The organism is Providencia sp. PROV073 (assembly GCF_033688125.1).
Taxonomy (GTDB): Bacteria; Pseudomonadota; Gammaproteobacteria; order Enterobacterales; family Enterobacteriaceae; genus Providencia; species Providencia hangzhouensis.
Genome location: NZ_CP096353.1, coordinates 466,526 through 489,126, shown reverse-complemented (window position 1 = coordinate 489,126; position 22,601 = coordinate 466,526). Strand labels below are relative to the sequence as shown.

The window sequence follows — 22,601 nt, the reverse complement described above, 5'->3', positions numbered from 1 at the left end:
TTGTTCTCTCTCAAAAACATAAAAAATCGTGACCAGTAATTAAATCAATATACCCTATATAAAATTAGTATCCCTGCGTTCCTTTTAATAAACCACATCGCTATACACTGAAGTTTATTAAGTCAGGAAGTAATAACAAATCGATCTTTCAGCTTATGCAAGCTCAAGGTTTGTTGTTAAAAATATGGAAGCCGTGAACAATTCTTTGACACAACCAGAATAATTTTACGGTAATAATCGTAGGTAATATTTATTTAGGTTCAAAAATGTCGACTAATTTCTGTGTTAAATCGTTTCATACCTATATTGAAACCCTATCAAATAAAATAAAAAATAGCTTTTATCTAACTCACTCTCTACTATTTAAAGTGAGGTCTGGCGAAATTGAAATACGGATAGAAGAAGGTCCATGGCAAAGACTAACGGCTGCAGATATCTGTTTTCTCCCCAAAGGATCTTCAATTGAGATAATCAATCTTGATAATCACAATCTGCTGGCTGTAGATGTACTTCCAATGACCACCGATATGTTAAAATCCTTTTACCAACAGCATGCAGCATTATTTATTAATAAGAAAAAGACACACTCAATAAGCCAAATTTGTTATACTAGCTTACAAGAAAACCCGATTATTGAAGATGTATTTCATTCTGCAATTAAAGAAGCTAACTCACCGACCAGCCATAATGTTATTCATATTCATTTAAACTTTATTCTATCATTTTTTTTACTGGTGAATGAATTTTCCTCTACATTATATGCCTCAATGAATATCTCGATAAAAGATAAAGTGTATGACTTAATTTTTCATAGCGCAGGTAAACAATGCCTTACTCTAGATACTATCGCAAAAAAACTCCATATGAGTCCTTCAACCCTTAAACGACGACTAGCCAGTGAATATACATGTTTTTCCAAAATTAGCTTAATGTCCCGAATGAACAAAGCAATGATATTATCTAGAACAGAAAATATGCCTATGACACGTATCGCCCAAGAAGTCGGCTATGATGATGTCCCTTATTTTTTACTGGCATTTAAAAGTTTTCATGCGCAGCCAAGCTTCCCCCATTCCTTGATTTAGTACTTTATTCACCTTTAAACTTTAGCCTTACCATTTTCATGGTAGGGCTATTATTTAATTAAAAATAGTGTTCCTCGATATCAGATGGAAGCGCTAAGGTATCTATTGGCGGGATATCCACCTGAGTACCGCCTGTATTATCTATTGGCGTTACAGTTGCATCGGGCAAATCGGAATAAATAGTAAGATTACCTTTAACCTGTGCCTGATTTCCTGCCTGATCATATACATTAACTTCATAGTCATGCACACCTTCAGCTAATGGGTTCAATACCGATATTTCCCATTGACCCAGTTTATTCGCTTTTTGTTCATAGGTATGATTATCAATGGTTAAAAATACATGAGTGTCTGGCTCCGTTGTCCCACTGAATTTTGGCGTATTTACATTGGTTATATCATCGCCTTTTTCACCAGAGTCAGTCATAATATCTAAGCCACTAACAAGCTCAGGGGCTTTGGTATCAATAGTCACCTTTCCTGATTGCTGTGCCTGATTACCCGCTTTGTCATATGCATTAATTTCATAGTCATGCACACCTTCAGCTAATGGGTTCAATACCGATATTTCCCATTGACCCAGTTTATTCGCTTTTTGTTCATAGGTATGATTATCAATGGTTAAAAATACCTGAGTGTCTGGCTCCGTTGTCCCACTGAATTTTGGCGTATTAATATTAGTTATATCATCGCCTTTTTCGCCAGAGTCAGTCATAACATCTAAGTGACCAACAAGCTCAGGGGCTTTAGTATCAATCGTCATTTGCCCTGTAAGCGCCTGCCTATTTCCCACGGCATCTTTAACTTCAATACGATAATCATAGGTTTTATCAATCAAGGCATCAGTAACAGATATCGCCCATTTTCCTTTTTCATCCGCCACCCCTTGATAGATTTTACCGTCAATTTCAAGCGCAATAACTGCCTCAGCCTCTGTCACCCCACTAAATTTTGGCTTATTGATATTCGTTATATTATCGCCCTTGTGGCTTGAGTCAGTGGTGTTATTTAGCCCCCCTAAAATTTCTGGCGCTTGAGTATCAACAGTAATTTTTCCGGTTAAATTGTCTGTCCCTAAGTTCCCCGCAATGTCAGTTACCCTTATATGATAATCATGTGTCCCATCGATTAGTGGTTCTGTTAACGTAAAGCTCCACTCCCCTTGTTTATCAACAAGGATATTCGTGTAGATCTCTTGACCAACTGTGATTTCCAAATAAGTGCTAGGCTCTGCAATCCCAGCAAAAGTCGGCCTCGTCATACTGGTTAAAATATTCTGTTTAGTGCTGGAGTCTATAGGATCCACCACACCACCAATAAGGTAGTCAGGTGCTAATGTATCAATAACCAATTGCCCAGAAACTTGTCCTTTAATACCTTTAATATTATCAATCGCAAAAATGACATAATCATGAAGACCTTCACTTAACTCAGTATCAACGTGAATAGACCACTCCCCTTTTTCATTAGCGATAGTTTCAAATGTTGAGGCAATTTTATTATCGAAAACTAATCGGATTGTCGCATTCGGTTCAGTTATCCCAGTAAATATAGGCTTATTTATATTTGTACAATTATCGTCTTGAATACCCGAATCTGAGTCTGACATTAACCCTCCGGTCGCCACAGCAATGGTTTTTACTGTAAAATTGCCTGAGATAGGTTGTAGACTAATTTGGCCAAAAATGTCTTGAGCTTCGATTTCATACGAGTAAGTTCCCTCAGCAAGGGCCTCTTTATCAGATAGTTTAATTTGCCAGTTACCATCGTGATCCGCAGTCGTGTGATAAATATTTCCATTGATCGTCAAGCGTACTTCCGAATTGACTTTGGTTGTTCCATTAAATGTTGGTTGATTAACATGAATAGTGCCGCCATTTGATGATTGTTCGTCTAATACCGCATTCAATACTGGTGGGGTAATGTCATATACCAAATCAAACTCAAACTGCGTTTCACGATTAGCTAAATCCTTTGCCGTAACCGATAATTGAATTTTTTCACCATCCTTAATACCTACAGGAACAACATCACTGGGTAATTTCAGCTGCCAACTCCCCTGATTATTTGCCTTTGTCGTACCAAGTATTTTTCCATTTATGTCTTTGATGGTAACTAGGCTTGCGACGCTTGTAGTCCCCGTGAGTGTTAAATCATTTTGGTTGAAAAGTAATTTGCCATCTTTCTCAGAAATTAATTGTTTATCATTCACACCAAATTCAATACTTGGGGCAGTCTTACCGGATTCATCACTGAGCACTTTAATAATTACTTCATGCTCAGTTTTATTACCCGCGATATCAAATGCAGTTATTTTTGCCACATGCTCGCCGTCAGGTAATGCCAGCTCATTAGCAAAAACTGTTTTAGAGCCATTATATTTAGTTTTTAGCTTATTATGTCGAGTCGTTTTTCCATTCACGTTTATCAAGTAATAATCCATATTTCCATTATAAGTGAAAACCAATTTAGGATTGGTTACATTCGCAACTTGTGTACCCGCATGAAGTTGCTCCTCAGCAACCTGAAAATGATTAAATATGGGTGCCTTAGTGAGGATATTAAGTGTTGTTTGCCCAACTGAAACTGTACCATCGTCTTGGATAAAACTAATATGGTAAGCGCCATCCCCTTTAATCGGTACTTCGAAACACCACTCTCCCTGATCATTGGCTTGAATAGGATAACTATTACCATTTACTTTGGCTGAGATCGTGCCACCGGCTGTTATTTTGCCTTTATAAACGGGTTTTTTATGATTGGTATAGTGGTTACCGATTTGGCCAGAATCTGTATCTGGGTCAAGGTAAAACTTGAAATCACTGATAAATACAGAAGAAGATACTTCCCTTACCGAACCATAAACATCTTTAAATTTGAGGGTATAAGGGACTTCCCCCAATGGTAATTGGACATCGTCGGGGACTTTGAAATTCCATGAGCTTCTGCTTTTACCAAAAGCTATTGAATAAGTTTTTCCACCAATAAAAATGGTTCCTGTAAGCTCATCTCTATCCGATGCCCCTGAAATCTTTCCCTGTAACTTTGGAGAACGACTTGAGCTTAGTGAGTTATCAACTTCCCCAGTGCTACTCGACTCTGCCGCAACTTGAAATGCCACATTTAAAACGCAATCCTTTATTTGAATCCCTTTTTCTTCAATCACCTTTTCTGTCGTCAACCCAGCTGGAGACGTTGCAATTAATACCAAATTATCAAGGTCATAACGGCGATCCACTTTAAGAAAACCTGGCGGTAAGCTAAAAGACCAATTTCCATTTTTATCAATGTCTGAGATGGAGAAAATATGCTCATCCTTCTTACTCAGTCTAAACTTAAATTGTAAACTTGAACCAGGGGTTACTTTTCCTGTAAAAGTTGCCTCTAAATCATTGGTTGATTTATCACCATGATGATAACCTCTCTTCCAAGGTGAAGCCAGAGCAGCATCGATAATCTCCGGTTTACTCGAATTAATCGTCAGTGTGTCTATTGTTTCAAATTGATTATTTGCCGTATCCGTAACGGTAACTTTATAATCACCAATAAAATCTTTTGGTAATTCATTAGGTAAAGATAAACTCCAGAAACCGTTGTTATCAACAACTGTCGAAACCGACTCATTATTTAGTTCCAGAGTGATTTCACTCCTCGGCTCACCTTTTCCTGTAAATACAGGTTTACGATGTGCAGTAATAAAGTTTCCTTTAGTTCCTGTATCTGTCTCTGTACTTAGTTCAATTGTGGGTACAGGAGCAGTAGTATCTATAAAAATATTCCCAGTAATATCCTTTGTTTGCCCATTTATTGGGTGTTCCGCCGTCACAAGATACTGGCAGTTCCCTTCAGTGAGCTCTTTAACTTGGATTTCCCAATTTCCAGTGACTTTATCTGCCAATGTAGAGAAACTTTCATTCCCGATGGTCAATCTAACTTTAGCCCCCACCGTGGCGTTCCCAGTAAATTTAGGCGCTTTAATATTAGTGATATAGTCACCTTGCTTTCCACTATCATAAGCAGCATCTAATGTGGCGGTTAGAGTCGGGGGGTGAATGTCTCCAGATCCTACTGATGAGGGCAGGTATGTAAAACTCTGACTAATTGTCTCTTTGTTACCAGCAGCGTCCTCTGCGATGACCTTGTAGTGATTATCCTTGCCTTCATTCGCATCAACATCAAAAATCAGAGACCATTTTCCTTGGCTATCGGCGTAAACCGTTTTAATTTGTCCTTTAAACTCAGCGGTAATTTTACTTTCGGGATCTGCTTCTCCACTAATTTGTGGCCGTTTTGAGTAGGTTATCAACGCATTCGAATTGTCTTGGCTCGCTGGGTCTAAGTGTGCAGTCAGCGTGATATTGCTATCGACAATAAACTGCCCGTTGGACGTCCCGATATTTCCGACAGTATCGGTCACACTCACTTGATAATCATACTCACCGTCTTGACTTACTGCGGGTAATGCCACTTGCCACTGCCCGTCTTTATCAGCAAGGGTGCTGTACTCCTGCCCCGCAAACTGGATCACTACCGCCGATTGCGGTTTGGTTATTCCTTCCAGTGTGACCGCTTGGTGCTGCGTAAGATTGTCCCCTTTGGCACCGGAGTCGCTGCTTTCGGTGAGCTTCGCAGTCGCAGCCGGTAGCGTCGTGTCGACCCATACCGTCTCGCTGATTTTCTCGCTATTTCCCGCAATATCGGTGACCTGCACCTTGAGCGAGTGGCTTCCCGACGCGAGCGGCGAGGTGACCATAATCGACCAAGCGCCCTGTGCATCGGCCACCGTTGAGTAAATTTCCCCACTCAGTGAAACCTGTATCGTCGCGTGGGGCTCGGATTGCCCAGATAATGTCGGGAGCGGTTGGTTAGTCATCAAATCAGACTGGTTATTGAGTTGTAACGTCGTCGGTTGCAATGTGGTTTTTATCTGCACGGACTCTGTAACCACGGTGCTATTGCCTGCCATATCCGTGGCTTTCACCGTATAATCATAGGTGCCGTCGGCGAATACATTTTGTGTCACCACCGACCAAGCCCCATGGCTATCCGCTGTCGTGACCACGTGTTGTCCGTCAATCGTCAACTCGACACGGCTCCCCGCTTCCGCCTTGCCTGAAAAATGCGGACGCGACTCTTGAGTGATATGGTCGCCAACCTTGCCACTATCAGACAGTGTATCAAGGTGGACCGCTAGGCTATCCACCTGAGTATCCACAGTGAATTGCCCCTTGGACATCCCGATATTTCCGACAGTATCGGTCACACTCACTTGATAATCATACTCACCGTCTTGATTGACTGCGGGTAATGCCACTTGCCACTGCCCGTCTTTATCGGCAAGGGTGCTGTACTCCTGCCCCGCAAACTGGATCACCACCGCCGATTGCGGTTTGGTTATCCCTTCCAAAGTGACTGCTTGGTGTTGCGTAAGATTGTCCCCTTTGGCGCCGGAATCGCTGCTTTCGGTGAGCTTCGCAGTCGCAGCCGGTAGCGTCGTGTCGACCCATACCGTCTCGCTGATTTTCTCGCTATTTCCCGCAATATCGGTGACCTGCACCTTGAGCGAGTGGCTTCCCGACGCGAGCGGCGAGGTGACCATAATCGACCAAGCGCCCTGTGCATCGGCCACCGTTGAGTAAATTTCCCCACTCAGTGAAACCTGTATCGTCGCGTTGGGCTCGGATTGTCCGGATAATGTCGGGAGCGGTTGGTTAGTCATCAAATCAGACTGGTTATTGAGTTGTAACGTCGTGGGTTGCAATGTGGTTTTTATCTGCACGGACTCTGTAACCACGGTGCTATTGCCTGCCATATCCGTGGCTTTCACCGTATAATCATAGGTGCCGTCGGCGAATACATTTTGTGTCACCACCGACCAAGCCCCATGGCTATCCGCTGTCGTGACCACGTGTTGCCCGTCAATCGTCAACTCGACACGGCTCCCCGCTTCCGCCTTGCCTGAAAAATGCGGACGCGACTCTTGAGTGATATGGTCGCCAACCTTGCCACTATCAGACAGTGTATCAAGGTGGACCGCTAGGCTATCCACCTGAGTATCCACAGTGAATTGCCCCTTGGACATCCCGATATTTCCGACAGTATCGGTCACACTCACTTGATAATCATACTCACCGTCTTGATTGACTGCGGGTAATGCCACTTGCCACTGCCCGTCTTTATCGGCAAGGGTGCTGTACTCCTGCCCCGCAAACTGGATCACCACCGCCGATTGCGGTTTGGTTATCCCTTCCAAAGTGACTGCTTGGTGTTGCGTAAGATTGTCCCCTTTGGCGCCGGAATCGCTGCTTTCGGTGAGCTTCGCAGTCGCAGCCGGTAGCGTCGTGTCGACCCATACCGTCTCGCTGATTTTCTCGCTATTTCCAGCAATATCGGTGACCTGCACCTTGAGCGAGTGGCTTCCCGACGCGAGCGGCGAGGTGACCATAATCGACCAAGCGCCCTGTGCATCGGCCACCGTTGAGTAAATTTCCCCACTCAGTGAAACCTGTATCGTCGCGTGGGGCTCGGATTGCCCAGATAATGTCGGGAGCGGTTGGTTAGTCATCAAATCAGACTGGTTATTGAGTTGTAACGTCGTCGGTTGCAATGTGGTTTTTATCTGCACGGACTCTGTAACCACGGTGCTATTGCCTGCCATATCCGTGGCTTTCACCGTATAATCATAGGTGCCGTCGGCGAATACATTTTGTGTCACCACCGACCAAGCCCCATGGCTATCCGCTGTCGTGACCACGTGTTGTCCGCCAATCGTCAACTCGACACGGCTCCCCGCTTCCGCCTTACCTGAAAAATGCGGACGCGACTCTTGAGTGATATGGTCGCCAATGTTGCCACTATCCGACGGCACATCAAGGTGGACCGATAGGCTATCCACCTGAGTATCGACAATAAACTGCCCGTTGGACATCCCGATATTTCCGACGGTATCGGTCACACTCACTTGATAATCATACTCACCGTCTTGATTGACTGCGGGTAATGCCACTTGCCACTGCCCGTCTTTATCGGCAAGGGTGCTGTACTCCTGCCCCGCAAACTGGATCACCACCGCCGATTGCGGTTTGGTTATCCCTTCCAAAGTGACTGCTTGGTGTTGCGTAAGATTGTCCCCTTTGGCGCCGGAATCGCTGCTTTCGGTGAGCGTCGCGGTCGCAGCCGGTAGTGTCGTGTCGACTATCAGGCTTTGGATAAAAACACCCTGATTTCCTACGCTATCTGTTACCTTAACATTTAATATATGTGAGCCATCAGCTAAGTTATCACTAATAGTGAGTGACCAATCACCCTGTTCATTCGCCTTAGTGAAGTACTCTTTTCCAGCTACCTTAACGATGACATTGGAATTCGAATCTGTTTTTCCCGTAAGCGTTGGCTTTACTTTGCTGGTCAAAAAAACCGTTGAGTTATCAAGCAGTACACTAGCATCTGGTTTTGATGTTTTGATAGTAACGCTCTCAGTGATGATTTTTTGGTTACCAGCAGGATCCACGGCAGTGATTTGGAAGTTTGATACTCCATCGGCCAATGGTTTCTCGACTGTTATTCGCCACGTACCTTTATCATCAGCAATTGCCGATAATGTTTGTCCTGCAATCGTTAGCGTTACCGTACTACCAGCTTCAGCTTTCCCTATAAAAGTAGGAACTTGCTTGTTAGTTAGTCTCTCCGCCGACGTTTCGGTATCCGAATGCCCATCAAGGCTAACAGAGAGATTATCAAGCTGAGTGTCGACTTCAAATTGGCCATTCACCGTCACAGGCTTACCTTCACCGGAAAAAGCAACTAATGAATATTCATATACTTTATCTTCTAACGGCTCAGTGATTTTTAATGACCACTTTCCATCTTTATCCACTGTGACCGAATATTTGTTATCATTAATCGTTAGATAACCCTGACTATCAGGAGAGATAACCCCAGTAAATATTGGTGTATTAATATTCGTAATATTATCCCCCCTTTTCCCTGAGTCGGATTCTTCGCTTAATTTTCCTTGAATAAAAACCTGTGTTATAGGTTTAGCTATCTGGGAAGGTGCTAATGGTTTATTTGCAGTCTGAGAGGGTGATGAAGAACTTATTGGCATAACAACGGGTGCAGATGGTGAAGGAAAGGTTAAGTTGCTGTCTTCGACTTGTGCTTTCTCTGCTTTATTTTTTTGATTTAGCTGGTTTTTCGCTTCTGTGAGCTTTGTTAATGACGAACTTAGTAATACCTCTTTTTCATCTTTCTCAGAAGACAAGGTCTGAAGCGCCTTTTCTAATTGTTGGTTTTTTTGATTTAACTCCGCCAGTTTTTCACTGAAACTTTGTTCATCGTCTTGTCGGTTATCATATTGCTGTTCCTCACCTTCAATTTGCTCATTATTCTTTTTTGAGGCTTGGCTATCCGTATATTCAATGATGTCACTCGTCAATTGCTCTTTGATATAAATAGCATCAGCACCGACATTTAATGTTATTGATGATAGAATTTCATCTTGTGAAAGAATCTCGCCCTGCTCAGTCAATAATGTCATATTTCCTAAAATAACTTCAGACAGCCCATTTTTAATGTTCTCAATAGAACCATCTGGCTTAGTTACAATTAAATCAAGCCCTTGAACTTTAAACTTTTGGATTTCTATGCTTTTTAATTTATCTGTGATAGTTTTATCTGTCATGTTCTATATCATTATATTAATAAATGGGGTTATCAGCTATATACCCATAAGCTGCCGTTAATGAAACCGATTATATCCATTTAATTAAAAATAAAACGTCATTTAAGATAATGTGGTCTGACAATCTTTTTTTTTGAGCTCCAATTCCAGTGAGTTCATTTCAATAGCGATTATAATATAATCCTGAATTAATAAAATTGTTTCTAAAATAAAAGAATTAGATATGGAAGAAAATGATGATAACTCTGATGAAGAACTAGCCCCAATGGTTGATGGGTTAAGTGGAACACTATGTATAATTATTTTAGTTTCTATGGTGTTTATTTTCAGTGGAATGAAAACTGCAGAAACCCATATTAATTATGGACAATTAAAATTTGAAAAAATACAAATAGATATCCCAAATAAACGTCTTTATTTTAAAGGTGGAATTCATTTATCAAGCAATGAAACCTCTTTAATCAAACAAGAAATAGTTAAAAACAAAAGTAATAAAGTTATTATCAGTGGTTACATCAATGATAAAATCAGCCACAGTAAAGAAAAAAACACCTACAACCTTCTTTATATGGCATCACTAATTAAGAGTCTGGGAATTAATAAAGAAATTGTTCTAAAACAAGGAACAAGTGAATATTGCCCAGGTTGGAACTCATGCATTTATTGGGATTACAAATAACATGTATTATCTTGGATTATTTTTTTATGCCGCAACGTTTCTCGCTTGTTTTTTATTACAATCGGTACGTGAAATGGTTCAGCAATGTCTATTACTTGCCCCTGAAATCAGCTACACCATGATTGGGATTTATATTTATCCTTTAGTTATATTTTTATTTCATCGATTATTTAATAAAAATAAAAAAAGCAACTATACATTACTCTCAAACCAAACGAAATTATCTGCATCCGTTACTGTGTCATTAGGATTAATAGGAACATTTATTGGATTAACAGGGATGATCACCGCAATATCAGCATCACTTGGAGGAGAAGGTGATGTCTCAGAAAAAATGAACGCCATGATCTCATCTATCTCAATGGCACTTAATTCAATGTCCTTTGCATTCTTAACCTCTATTCTTGGGGTTTCTATTTCAGTTTTACTGTTAGTGAGTTTGAATTTCTTTCATTTCTTTTACCAAAAAGAAAATAAAAAAACTCAACAACAATCTGCAAACTACTCAGAAGAACTTAATCATATTCAAGAAACCCTGAACACATTACAGAAAGTGAATATCAATATAGCGCAAAAAATGATTTCCGTGACCGAAAACAATGAGCTAGCAACTGATATTTCCTCACATCTTCTGGCTTTATCCTCCACAGCACAAGAGCACTTAGAGGTTTTACAATCAATAAAAGAAGCTGACGATGACTGGAAAAGAAAATTAGCCGTCTACTTATTAGAAGAAAAAATAAACAAAAACAATCAGAATGAAAAAATTTCAGAAGAAATATTAAAAATAGATCAAACTACACAATGGCTAAAAGAAAATACCATTGAGAGCAGAAAAAAACTATTAACTTTATTATCAATGGAGTAAGCACATGCGTCCTATCACCTTAGGTTTGTTATTAACATTATCACTACCAACTTGTAGCTTAGCCAATCAAGATGTAGAAAACTTCCAAACATTTATTGGCCGAGTATTAAAAAACTCCAATCCAGTTCAAATAAAAGCGTTAGAATTAGAAGCTGAAAACCTCAGAGCAAAACAAACAGATTATTATTATCTACCAAAAATATCCGCTTCAGGAAAAATAAAAAGCCATGATGGCAGCACTAACAGTAATATTACTGCCAGTTCATTGATCTATGACACTACGTTAAGTCACCGGTTTAATGAAAAAAATTTAAAATTAAAAATATCAGCACTTTCACTAAACAAGGAAAAAGAAGAACTTTACACCTCGACAACTAACAACTTAATTGGTATTTATTATCTCAATGAGCTAACAAAAACAACAGCTGATTTAAATAGCAATGCTAAAAGTATTTTCAAACTTATTACTCATCGCTATAAAAGTGGCATAGCAAAATACAGTGATGTTGAACAAGCTTCTTTATTGATGCAGAGGATTGAAACAGAGCTACAAAATATAGAAAAAGAGATTGAGCAATATAAGTCTAATATTGAGCTTTTATCAGGCATTACCTTTCCTTCTAAAGGTGTAACGGTTCCAAAAAATCTATTAAAAAAATTACAAGAAACTATTATTGATAGTGAAAATGCACAACAGAATAGCGAATATAACTTGCTACGTATGCAAGCTGATGCAATGAAAGAAAATGCTTATCAACAAAATCCCTTCTTAAATGTTAATCTTATCGCCGAAGAACGATTTATTGATCAAGTTAGAAGTCGTAACGAGTCTTATATGGGAATGGAGGTTAAATTAAATATCTTTGACCTTGATAAAGTTCTGAATGAAAAATCTCAACTGAAACTGTATGAAGCAACAAAAGGAAAAGCTGATTATAAATATAAAGAATCCACAGCTAAAATTAAAAATTTAAAATTAATCGCTAATTCAAATTCGACTGAACTTATAGGGCTACATGAACAACGTAAGACCATGCGCTCAATAATTAAAAGCCAACAAAGGGAATATGAAATATCACAATCTTCTTTCTATGAAATGGTGAACACACTATTTGATATGTTAACAATGGAAAGGCGCATTGCTGAATTAATGATTGCTGATATGAAAAACAAAATGGAATATATCCAATTAACAGGGAAGTTAGCTGAAATTGAAACGTTATCTAAATAAACTGAACCGGGCACCTAAAAAATTAAAAATATTTCTAGGTATCACGTCATTATTTATCGGTTATATTATATTAGCTAAAATAGAAATATCCTCTCCAGGAGAGGGGATTATCTCAGGAGTCTCCAATCGACTAGAAATAGTGAGCTCGGCTTCTGGATTTATTAATCAGTTCGCTATTAAAACTGGTGATAAGGTAGAAAAAGACCAAGTTTTATTTTCCTATACTAATTTAGATGTCTTTCATCAAGAAAAAACCTTATCCGGCCTCGTTACTTTTGCTAATGAACGCATCAATGAATTAGAAGAAAACAAAAAACTGTTAAATAAAATCCTTGATGGAAGCATAAATACGGAATCTGAATATTTTTTCTTTGCAAAGGGCTTACAAAGTAAAACTTTAAGTGCCTATAGAGAACTCTATGGTCATATTCTCTTACGCATGGAGATAAGTAATTTACGAGATAAATATATCTCACAAATTAAAGAGTCTAGCGAACTAGAAAATCAAATTAACATACTGAAAAAGAAGGACTTATTATTAAAAAATGCAAGAGCTCCTGAAATTGAAAAACTCAATAATAATGCTGAAATCAGCCGCACCACCGCGCTAATAGCGTCAGGTGAATTAAATGCTCAAGGGTTATTGCGAGAAATCTCACTGCAAGAAAAGAAGTATACCGCACGACTTATCGGGGAAATACAAGAAAATGAAACTCTACTTAATCGACTAAAAAAAGAGAAATTAGAAAACAGTGGTCAGATGGAATTACTGCGCAATAAAATAAGAGCGAATAGTGTGTTATCACCAGCTGACGGGATTGTATTAAGTATCGAAAAAGATTTAGAGAAAGGTTCGTATGTTGAAGCCTCAAATTTAGTGATGGTGATTAAAAAACAGCAAAGTACGCGGGTTATTGAAGGTAAAATATTAGCGAAGTATCGCCCTTTTATAGCGCCACAGCTACCAGCCAAAATTGTGGTGAACTCCCCTGGGTTTAAAAAAATCATTAACGGGAAAGTTACAAAAATCAGCGCTGATTCCTTTAGTGACAGGGAGCGGAACAGCCAAGAACGCTATTATTCAGTACAAATTACACCAGAACAAAATACGGAGCTCCTTCCAGAACATGACGGTTTGCCAGTGATGCTCTATATCTCTAGTAAAGAGATTTCAGTACTTCATTATTTAACCGCATTAATTAGCGATAACATTACATTTAACGTTTGGTGACTTATGTTAGGTTTTATTTCTGCATTATCTGCTGCTGTTGCAACCATGACATTACTTATGGCTGTGCTCTTAGCTAATGTGTTATCAAGCACAATGGCTGCTGAAAAAAATAAAGGCAAGGCGGCATTGATAGGAATTGATAACCACAATACTGAAGCGTCTTCATCTATAAATACCGATAGTAATAATGACAATAAAAATGGCAATGGCAATGGCAATGGCAATGGCAATAACATCATGACATCGTTAATGTTTAGCCATGACACCTTAAAACTAATTGATCATAAAAAGGTTAAATCTATTGATGTTTATTGCAGTTATGGAAATAACATATCTTTTGACGCAGCAATGACCTATACCATCTATAACACGGTATTAATTAAAAAAAACACGCCTAATGTACACATTAAAGCCTTAAAACCTATTGAGGATAATCAAGGGGTTAACGCTTGCTTCCTAAAGAGTGAAGAAAATGAAAGAAAGTAGTTTCCATGATGTTATTAATCAATACTTTAAGATATTAGGAGAACCATTTGCCTCTCCAGCACTCTCTTATGATAATAAATATATCTTAAATAATATAAATGAATTTATTAATAATGATTTTTTCACTTATCAATACACTTCTATTTCAGATTTTAATGAAAAAAAGCTACCTGCTCTCTTTATTATGGAGATAGCAGATGGGAAATATATTATCATCAAAAATCATAGAGGCCAGCTAACTAATCTAACAACCGACATAGCAATAACACAACAACTAATTGAAAATAAACATTTATTTTCATTTTCTGCAAGTGAAAACACACTCAATGAAGAGAGCATATATAAATCACTGATTAAGTTAACACCAAAATCTAGCTTATTGTCATTACCTTTAATTGTATTCGCACTATTATTACCTTTATATTCAAATCTTTTTAACTCCCGTTTAGTTTATAGTGAATCTATAAGCTCACTTTTATATATTAGTTTTATTTTCATTGTCGTTATTGGCTTAGAGTTTTTTATTAAACACATTATTCATGAACAGAACACAAAAAAAATAAAGCTTAACATCAGTACTTTTAATCGCTATTTTATTAATTTATTAAAACAATCTAGTTGTAAAAGTGCCTCAATTAAAGTGAGAACAGCAGAAGCATCAATCTTACAAGTTTGGGAAATTAAGCCTCAAATTATTTATGATGTCGGGTTAGCCATTTTATTTTCATTTTGCATTTTTGGTATGTTAGGTTTTTATTCATTATTGCTATTGAGCTATTACGCTGGGCTTATCTTTTTATGCCTACACATCCGCTTTCTTTCCTATAAAAATATGCTCCGAGCGAATACCTTAAACTATGAAAAATCAGCCATGTACTACTCATTGGAACAAAAAAAACATGAGCTTTGTTTTGCCAGAGATAACCATTTTAAACAGTACATCAGTATAAAAACTAATGAAGATGAAAAAATAAAATTAAAACTAAATGAGGCCAATCACCATTGGATGGAAATTATCAAAGTAAATACGTTTTTATCTATGATAGTAATGTACGTAGCTAGCTATTTGGCTATTGGTGAAGGCAGTCTAAGCTTGGCTTCTGTTATCGCCGTGATGATCATTAATAGTCGACTTTCTGGTGCAATTACAAGTGCCATTAATCGCTTATTTATGGTGAAAACACATCTATTTCATATCAAATCCAGTATTGATCAGTTAAAAAACAACCCACTTATCCATTTCAAAGCAGATGGTATAACAACAGATTCAATAAAACATTTTAGTGCAAAAAATCTTAGCGTTAGCATTAATGGTAAAAACCATTATTAATCAGCTTGATGTTGAAGCCAAACCCGGCGATGTTATTGGTATTACTGGTATTTCAGGCGTAGGAAAGACATCACTAATGAAAGCATTATGTGGGATTTCAGAATACTCATCAGGGGATATTACAATCAATGGTATTGGTATCGATGAAATTTCCCAATGCTTTTTAACAGAAAAAATTGCCTACCATAATGGTATTTCAACATTTATTCATGGCAGCATTCGTGATAATTTTAATTTCTACGGTGTATTCGATAACAATACAATTGTTCACCTTACCAAATTATGTTGCCCATCCTTACTGATTAGTAAGGAAACCTTAGACGATACACTCATCACCGATATCGCCGCATCTACAGGGGAAAAACAAAAGTTACAGCTCGCTCTGACTCTGATAAAACAACCTGAAATGATATTCTTAGACGAATCGACATCATTTATGGCGACCTCTGATGCACTCTCATTCTTACAATTAATGAAGCAAGAGTTTGAATTAGATAAATCAATTATTTTCTTTTCTACTCACGACTTAGGACTAACCTCATTTTTTACGAAGCATATTGCATTATCACCGGGTCATGCTAAACACATTAATTCGCCACAACACCATAATAAAATTATCATCCCTAAAATTAGCCTAAGCTAAATAAGCAAAACGCCCACTTAATAGCGGGCGTTTTAATTCAATACATTTAGCTCTGATGTATTTTCATAAAATACATTACAAGAACATGAAGAACACCATACCGACAATTGCCCCTGTCGTACCAAGGATAGTTTCCATTACCGTCCATGTTTTTAGCGTTTGCGCTTCTGTCGCACCAGTGAATTTTCCATATAACCAGAAACCAGAGTCATTCACGTGGCTTAAGATCAATGAACCGCCAGAAATACAGATAGCTAATGCTGCCAGCTGTGCTCCTGAGTAACCTAACTCACTGATAACAGGTAGCACTAAACCTACCGCTGTTAAACATGCAACCGTTGCAGAACCTTGAATGACACGCACTGCACCCGCTAATACAAAGCAAGCAACAGCAATTGGTAAACCAGCACCAATTAAAGAGTCACCTAGTGCAGGGCCTACACCTGAATCCACTAAAATTTGTTTGAATACGCCACCAGCACCCGTCACAAGTAAAATGATCCCAGCAGGTTGAATCGCTGCGGAACAAATCGCCATGACTTTTTCTTTATCCATACCATAACGGAAACCTAGGCCATAAATCGCCAGTAAACACGCTAACAGTAATGCGGTGAAAGGGTGACCGATAAACTCTAACCAATGCTCAAGGGGGGTTCCTTTTTCAACTAAATGCGTTCCGATTGTTTTTAAACCCACTAATACCAACGGGAAAAGCACTAAACACAAGCTAAATCCAAAGCTTGGCATTTTGCCATGTTCTGTATTTGGCGCTTGATAATCTGCTGGAATATCAATATGAACAAAGTTACTGATAAACTTACCAAATAATGGCCCTGCTAAAATCATACCTGGGATAGCAGCACACAAACCAATTAAAATCATCCAGCCATAGTCTGCCCCCATTTGTGATGCAACTAGCATTGGTGTTGGCCCCGGTAATAAAAACGCTGCCGCAGCGGCTACCCCAGCAAATAATGGAATAGCAAGGCGAACAACGTTATGGCCTGTGCGGTTCGCTACCGCAAACACCACACCAATTAACAAGACAATAGCCACATCAAAGAAGAGTGGTAGCGCACAAATCAGCCCTGCGACACCCACTGCATAGTGAGCATTCTTTTCACCGAATAGGTTAAGTAGCTTATTCGCAATCTGATCTAATGCCCCTGTTTCATGTAAAATTTTACCGAACATTGCCCCAAGAGCGACTACGATAGCAAGAAAACCTAAGGTTCCCGCCATTCCTTTTTGCATGGTTTCCGTGATCTGTTGTACTGGCATACCTGAAAATAAACCGGCACCAATAGAAACAATCATGAGTGCAACAAAAGCATGTAAACGAGCATACATCACTAAAAAAAGTAGTAAAACGACAGAGCCGACTGCCGTCAGCACGAGCGTTAACGTGCTTAATGTTTCTGGGGTATTCATTAGTTATCTCCAGCGACAATCTTACGAATAGTAGAACACGTATTTTCAATCACGTTTTCTAAGGATGGGCGAATATCAACAACCTGCACATCAGGTTCATCCGCGCCAGGTTCTTGTAAGGCATCAAATTGCGATTTCAGCATTTCAGGCTTAAAGAAATGCCCTTTACGTGCTTTCAATCTTTCTTCAATAACAACCGCATCACCTTTTAGGTAAATAAAATAGAGGTTGTGGTTCCCCTCTCTTAAGATATCACGATAGCTTTTTTTCAGTGCAGAGCTAACTACCAGCGATATCTTATTAGTTCTTTGCATTGCAAAAATGGCATTATTTAGTGCGACTAACCAAGGTTTACGGTCGTCATCATTTAATGCATGACCAGATGCCATTTTTAAAATATTTGATTTAGGGTGAAGAAAGTCACCATCAAGGAAAGCAGCTTGTAGTTGCTGTGCAACACCGGTAGCAACAGCAGACTTACCACTACCCGATACCCCCATTAGTACAAATGTATAGTTTTGTTTTTGGGTATCATTCATAGGAAACTCCTCAGATATTCACTATTGTCCTGGCTTTAGTTAAAAACCGGCTTTTGTTACCGGTAACAAGTTACGGGTAACATTATCATCAGTGCGGATTTATTTGGCAATCAAATTGGTGAAGAAGAAAACAGATCTGTGATGATACTCTCAAACTGACTTCAGAAGAGGCAGGTGAAAGACAAAGCAAAACTCGCAATCAATATAGAAACAAAAAGTATATTTAAACTTTATTACTCCCCTTAAAGCATTCCTCTAAATAGTTCGTGTTGTCGCTAGGCGCCAAGCGAGTCAAGCCCTAGGAGCATACATAAGTATGTGACTAGGGTTGGCGAGTACAGGCAACAACGCGACAGCGCGAAGTATGACGAGGAATAATTAGATACTTTCGCCAGTAAGGACACAAAACCCCACATCAAAATGCGTATCCGTTAGCTTCTTACCCGACATTCTTGCCAACAAGACTTCTGCCGCCTTACGCCCCATTTGGTCTCTTGGCGTCAAAATACTCGCCAGTTTTGGCGTCATCACTTGCCCTACGTCGTGACCATGGAAACCTGAAATAGCAAGGTCTTGCGGAATTTGAATCCCTAAACGTTGGCATTCAAAAATAGCCCCTATCGCTAAGTCATCATTGGTACAGAATAAACCGTCGGTATCTGGGTACTTATCACGGCAGTCGTGCAGTAGTTGGGCACCTAGCGAATACGATGAGCTAGCCTGCGTCATCACATTACGTGGTTCAAGATTAGCATCGAGCATTGCCTGTTCATAACCTTTCAAGCGGATAAAAGTACGTTCATCATGTCTTGCGCCTAAGTACACAACCTTACGGCAGCCACGCTCAATCATCGCCCGAGTCATTTGGCGAGACGCTTCAAAGTTATCAATACCAACTGCAATATCTAGGCAAGGAGAAACGCTATCCATAATCTCAACAACGGGGATCCCCGCGGTTTTCAACATGCGCAGCGTTCGTTCAGTGTGTGTCCGTTCGGCTAAAATCACACCATCAATATTATAAGAAAGTAGTGAAGTCAGCCGCTCTTCTTCTTTTTCGGGCAAATAACCATAGTGAGCGAGCATGGTTTGGTAGCCATGGCGGTCTGTCACGGCTTCAATTCCACGAATCACTTCGGCAAAAACTTGGTTAGTTAATGAAGGAAGCAACACCCCAATAGCATGGCTAGTTGAATTCGATAAAATATCGGGCGCCTTATTTGGAATATACCCGGAAGCCTCCACAGCTTGGGCAATTTTCTCGCGCAAAGCTTCTGAAACCTGATCTGGGTTTCGTAGAAAACGGCTCACCGTCATTTTTGTGACGCCAACTTGGTCGGCAACATCCTGTAGAGAAGGTCTTTTTTTCTTCATAAGTTCAAAGCGATATCCAATTCGTTAACGATAACCATGTTCTGCTATCTGTTAATGGATAGCAATCTTTGTTACTGATTTACATCACATAAATGTCGAATTTTCCGAACAATGCGATTTTTATAGTTGACTCTCTATCATGACTCCGCTAATTTTCGCGCTATATAATTATTATTATAACGAATAGATGAAATTAGACTATGGCGATCAATCGTAGGCAGTTCCTTAAATCAAGTGCAGTACTTGCTGCTTTTTACAGTTTGCCGAGCTTCGCACAAACTCGTCCAGCCGTTGAAAAAGCTTTATTTGGTCATCTTCCGACGCCAAAGGATATTCAACGCGTCATCAGCTCTGGCCCCCCTTCTGATCTATTGATGTTCGCATTAGCCCCCGAAAAAATGGTGGGATTTTCCTCAATTTCACTGAAAAAAGGACACAGTGGCCTTTTTGCAGCGCAATGGCTCGAATTACCCGTATATGGTCGTTTAGCAGGTCGAGGCAGTACGCTTTCCTTAGAACAGCTTCTATCCTATAACCCAGATTTAATTATTGATACTGGTAATATTAATGATACCTATCTTTCACAAGCAGAAAAGGTTGCCCAACAAACCCATGTACCTTATTTATTAATGGCTGGAGGGTTAAAAGATGCGCCACAACAGCTTATGCAACTCGGTGAGGTTTTAGGTGTTATCCCACAGGCTCAAAAGTTAAACCAGCTTGCTCAACGCTATCTTAATGATGCCATCTTATTTGCTAATCACAACCAACAAAAACCACTGAGTTTTTACCTTGCTAGGGGAGCAAAAGGCCTAGAAACAGGTGCCAAAGGCTCAATTCATACTGAAGCCATTGAAATGCTTGGTTTACGTAATGTCGTTGATATCCCTAACTTCCATGGACTGACAACGGTTTCTATGGAGCAATTATATCAATGGAACCCTGACATCATTATAACGCAATATGACGAAGCCATTGAATTGATCACAAGCTCCGCATTATGGAAAGGGTTAGATGCCATTATTAACAACCAGTTACTGGTTTTCAGCGGTATGCCATTTGGCTGGTTAGATGGGCCTCCGGGGGTTAACCGCTTACTCGGCATGAGACGGCTACAGAGCCATTTCGATGAGAGTATTGCCGAAAATATTAAGCATGATATTGCTGAATTTTTTACCCATTTTTACCATTCTCCACTGACTTTAGAGCAGGTTGATTGGCTCATGGAAAAATCATGAATGGTGTATTGAAACAAGGGGGAAAATCCCTTTTATTAATCGTTATTTTATTAATAAGCTTTATTATCGCCTTAATAAGTGGTAAGTACTCACTTACGCTAAATGAGCTTTATCACCTGCTCATTAGTCAGTTACCTTCTCACAGCGAGTTGAGTAATCCGCGGCATGAAACCGTTTTCTGGCAAATACGATTCCCGCGCACATTAGCCGCTATTGTTATTGGTGGAGGACTGGCTATTGCAGGTGCTGCTTATCAGGGAATGTTCCGTAACCCATTGGTTTCACCAGATATTTTAGGGGTTTCAGCGGGTGCTGGCGTGGGGGCTGTTATCGGTATTTTTTTTGGGCAATCATTATTTTACATTCAGATAAGTGCATTTATTGGCGGCCTAATTACCGTTACTTTAGTGTGCTTTATTGCCCGACTAGCGCGCCAACATGACCCCATTTTATCTTTGGTTCTTGTCGGTGTCGCTATCAGTGCGTTATGTGGTTCAGCAATTTCATTGATGAAAATTCTTGCAGACCCTTACACCCAGTTGCCTTCCATCACTTTTTGGCTCTTAGGCGGGTTATCATCAATTACCCAAGCAGATTTAATGTCAGTATTACCTCTGATGGTTATCGGTATTATTCCACTATTATTATTGCGCTGGCGCATGAATTTACTCAGCTTATCCGATGAAGAAGCTAAAAGCCTTGGGATCAATGTCAGTTTAACTCGAGCTACCTTCATTATTTGTGCCACACTGCTCACGGCAAGCGCTGTTTCTATTGCTGGAATTATTGGTTGGATAGGCTTGATTGTGCCACATATTACCCGAATGATAGTGGGTGCTAACTTTCGCTATCAGCTCCCTGCATCACTGGCAATTGGAGCTATTTTATTACTCATTACTGATACCTTAGCACGTACTATCGCCGCGATTGAATTACCCATAGGCATTTTAACCTCTGCAATCGGTGCGCCCTTCTTTTTAGCTATTTTATTGCAGACAAGGCGGGTGAAATGAGCATTGTATCTTTGCAAGAGGTCGCAATTGGTTATCATGGCACAGCTATCATTGATGGCATTAATCTTTCATTACCTAAGGGGGAGATTAGCTGCTTATTAGGTGCAAATGGCTGCGGTAAAACCACCTTAATGAAAACTTTACTGGGGTTATTACCTGCAATTAAAGGCGAGATCCTACTCAATGGGCAAGGAATTCAAACTCTTAAACCACGCGAAATAGCCAAAACTGTCGCTTATGTTCCCCAAGCCCATGATACCCCCTTTACTTTCACTGTAGTCGATATGGTCATGATGGGCTTAACACCTCATATTTCATTATTTTCAGTCCCTAAAGAGACCGAGAAAAATTTAGCATATCAACAATTAAAACACCTTGGCATTTCACATTTGGCAACACGGCTATACAGCACGCTTAGTGGCGGAGAAAAACAGTTAGTATTGATAGCAAGGGCTTTAATACAAAAACCATTACTTCTAATTATGGATGAGCCTGCCGCTAGCCTTGATTTTGGTAACCAAATTCGCTTGCTTGAGCAAATTGAAAAGCTTAAATCCCATGGTATGACGATATTGATGTCAACCCATCACCCACAGCATGCCGCAGCCATCGCTGACAATGTCATTTTGCTCGATAAACAGCAAAAAGCCAGACAAGGGTTATCAAAATGTATGTTAACACTTACTAACTTGGCAGCACTTTATAATGTGGATAAACACAGCATTCAATCTCACTTTCAGCTTCCATCAACATTTTCTAGTTAAGGTCAG

At 39.6% G+C, this 22,601-nt stretch carries 15 protein-coding genes; 11 read left to right on the top strand and 4 right to left on the bottom strand.

Annotation, left to right across the window (positions count from 1 at the left end; genetic code table 11):
* Positions 1-266 precede the first annotated feature (266 nt).
* Positions 267-1,085 (top strand): helix-turn-helix domain-containing protein, encoded by an 819-nt coding sequence (locus M1F17_RS02115; protein ID WP_318837211.1) that lies wholly within the window; start codon positions 267-269, stop codon positions 1,083-1,085.
* Positions 1,086-1,143: 58 nt separating this feature from the next.
* Here M1F17_RS02115 and M1F17_RS02110 read toward each other — a convergent pair whose 3' ends face one another.
* Positions 1,144-9,768: an Ig-like domain-containing protein gene (locus M1F17_RS02110; protein ID WP_318837210.1), complete on the bottom strand. Its 8,625-nt coding sequence runs from the start codon at positions 9,766-9,768 to the stop codon at positions 1,144-1,146.
* Positions 9,769-9,991: 223 nt separating this feature from the next.
* Between M1F17_RS02110 and M1F17_RS02105 the strand changes: the two genes are divergently transcribed.
* Genes M1F17_RS02105 through M1F17_RS02075 form a run of 7 tightly spaced genes read left to right on the top strand, consistent with a single transcriptional unit; the run spans position 9,992 to position 16,236 of the window.
* Positions 9,992-10,447: a hypothetical protein gene (locus M1F17_RS02105; protein ID WP_112307382.1), complete on the top strand. Its 456-nt coding sequence runs from the start codon at positions 9,992-9,994 to the stop codon at positions 10,445-10,447.
* Entirely contained in the window at positions 10,398-11,315 is a 918-nt protein-coding gene (locus M1F17_RS02100) for a hypothetical protein (RefSeq protein ID WP_226617268.1), read from the top strand. The genes M1F17_RS02105 and M1F17_RS02100 overlap by 50 nt, the downstream gene beginning before the upstream one ends.
* Positions 11,316-11,319: 4 nt before the next feature.
* Positions 11,320-12,546: a TolC family protein gene (locus tag M1F17_RS02095; RefSeq protein ID WP_112307381.1), complete on the top strand. Its 1,227-nt coding sequence runs from the start codon at positions 11,320-11,322 to the stop codon at positions 12,544-12,546.
* Entirely contained in the window at positions 12,527-13,777 is a 1,251-nt protein-coding gene (locus M1F17_RS02090; RefSeq protein ID WP_318837209.1) for an HlyD family efflux transporter periplasmic adaptor subunit, read from the top strand. Before M1F17_RS02095 ends, M1F17_RS02090 begins: the two co-directional genes overlap by 20 nt.
* A gap of 3 nt (positions 13,778-13,780) precedes the next feature.
* Positions 13,781-14,263 carry a hypothetical protein gene (locus M1F17_RS02085; protein ID WP_110592522.1) on the top strand — a complete coding sequence of 161 codons (483 nt, stop codon included), beginning with the start codon at positions 13,781-13,783 and terminating at the stop codon, positions 14,261-14,263.
* On the top strand, positions 14,250-15,593 hold the full coding sequence (locus tag M1F17_RS02080) for a hypothetical protein (RefSeq protein WP_318837208.1): 1,344 nt from the start codon (positions 14,250-14,252) through the stop codon (positions 15,591-15,593). The genes M1F17_RS02085 and M1F17_RS02080 overlap by 14 nt, the downstream gene beginning before the upstream one ends.
* Positions 15,547-16,236, top strand: coding sequence for an ABC transporter ATP-binding protein (locus M1F17_RS02075; protein ID WP_318837207.1), 690 nt, complete (start codon positions 15,547-15,549; stop codon positions 16,234-16,236). Before M1F17_RS02080 ends, M1F17_RS02075 begins: the two co-directional genes overlap by 47 nt.
* A gap of 75 nt (positions 16,237-16,311) precedes the next feature.
* On the opposite strand, the gene gntU is transcribed toward M1F17_RS02075, so the two are convergent.
* From gntU to gntR, 3 genes are all read right to left on the bottom strand, one after another.
* On the bottom strand, positions 16,312-17,667 hold the full coding sequence (gene gntU, locus M1F17_RS02070; RefSeq protein WP_004261235.1) for a gluconate transporter: 1,356 nt from the start codon (positions 17,665-17,667) through the stop codon (positions 16,312-16,314).
* Positions 17,667-18,206, bottom strand: coding sequence for a gluconokinase (gntK, locus tag M1F17_RS02065; RefSeq protein ID WP_094962846.1), 540 nt, complete (start codon positions 18,204-18,206; stop codon positions 17,667-17,669). The genes gntU and gntK overlap by 1 nt, the downstream gene beginning before the upstream one ends.
* 378 nt (positions 18,207-18,584) lie before the next feature.
* Positions 18,585-19,580, bottom strand: coding sequence for a gluconate operon transcriptional repressor GntR (gntR, locus tag M1F17_RS02060; RefSeq protein ID WP_094962847.1), 996 nt, complete (start codon positions 19,578-19,580; stop codon positions 18,585-18,587).
* Between the two features lie 200 nt (positions 19,581-19,780).
* Here gntR and M1F17_RS02055 point away from each other — a divergent pair, with 200 nt between their 5' ends.
* Genes M1F17_RS02055 through M1F17_RS02045 form a run of 3 tightly spaced genes read left to right on the top strand, consistent with a single transcriptional unit; the run spans position 19,781 to position 22,595 of the window.
* On the top strand, positions 19,781-20,818 hold the full coding sequence (locus M1F17_RS02055; protein ID WP_318837206.1) for an ABC transporter substrate-binding protein: 1,038 nt from the start codon (positions 19,781-19,783) through the stop codon (positions 20,816-20,818).
* On the top strand, positions 20,815-21,831 hold the full coding sequence (locus tag M1F17_RS02050) for a FecCD family ABC transporter permease (RefSeq protein WP_272515046.1): 1,017 nt from the start codon (positions 20,815-20,817) through the stop codon (positions 21,829-21,831). The genes M1F17_RS02055 and M1F17_RS02050 overlap by 4 nt, the downstream gene beginning before the upstream one ends.
* Complete coding sequence (locus tag M1F17_RS02045; RefSeq protein ID WP_180312326.1) at positions 21,828-22,595, top strand: ABC transporter ATP-binding protein; 768 nt, start codon at positions 21,828-21,830, stop codon at positions 22,593-22,595. The genes M1F17_RS02050 and M1F17_RS02045 overlap by 4 nt, the downstream gene beginning before the upstream one ends.
* Positions 22,596-22,601: the final 6 nt, after the last annotated feature.

Coding starts and splice junctions, on each gene's coding strand:
- M1F17_RS02105 (WP_112307382.1), top strand. CDS start 9,992: ATGGAAGAAAATGATGATAACTCTGATGAAGAACTAGCCCCAATGGTT.
- M1F17_RS02045 (WP_180312326.1), top strand. CDS start 21,828: ATGAGCATTGTATCTTTGCAAGAGGTCGCAATTGGTTATCATGGCACA.
- M1F17_RS02110 (WP_318837210.1), bottom strand. CDS start 9,768: ATGACAGATAAAACTATCACAGATAAATTAAAAAGCATAGAAATCCAA.
- gntU (WP_004261235.1), bottom strand. CDS start 17,667: ATGAATACCCCAGAAACATTAAGCACGTTAACGCTCGTGCTGACGGCA.
- M1F17_RS02055 (WP_318837206.1), top strand. CDS start 19,781: ATGGCGATCAATCGTAGGCAGTTCCTTAAATCAAGTGCAGTACTTGCT.
- M1F17_RS02095 (WP_112307381.1), top strand. CDS start 11,320: ATGCGTCCTATCACCTTAGGTTTGTTATTAACATTATCACTACCAACT.
- gntK (WP_094962846.1), bottom strand. CDS start 18,206: ATGAATGATACCCAAAAACAAAACTATACATTTGTACTAATGGGGGTA.
- M1F17_RS02085 (WP_110592522.1), top strand. CDS start 13,781: ATGTTAGGTTTTATTTCTGCATTATCTGCTGCTGTTGCAACCATGACA.
- M1F17_RS02080 (WP_318837208.1), top strand. CDS start 14,250: ATGAAAGAAAGTAGTTTCCATGATGTTATTAATCAATACTTTAAGATA.
- M1F17_RS02115 (WP_318837211.1), top strand. CDS start 267: ATGTCGACTAATTTCTGTGTTAAATCGTTTCATACCTATATTGAAACC.
- M1F17_RS02050 (WP_272515046.1), top strand. CDS start 20,815: ATGAATGGTGTATTGAAACAAGGGGGAAAATCCCTTTTATTAATCGTT.
- gntR (WP_094962847.1), bottom strand. CDS start 19,580: ATGAAGAAAAAAAGACCTTCTCTACAGGATGTTGCCGACCAAGTTGGC.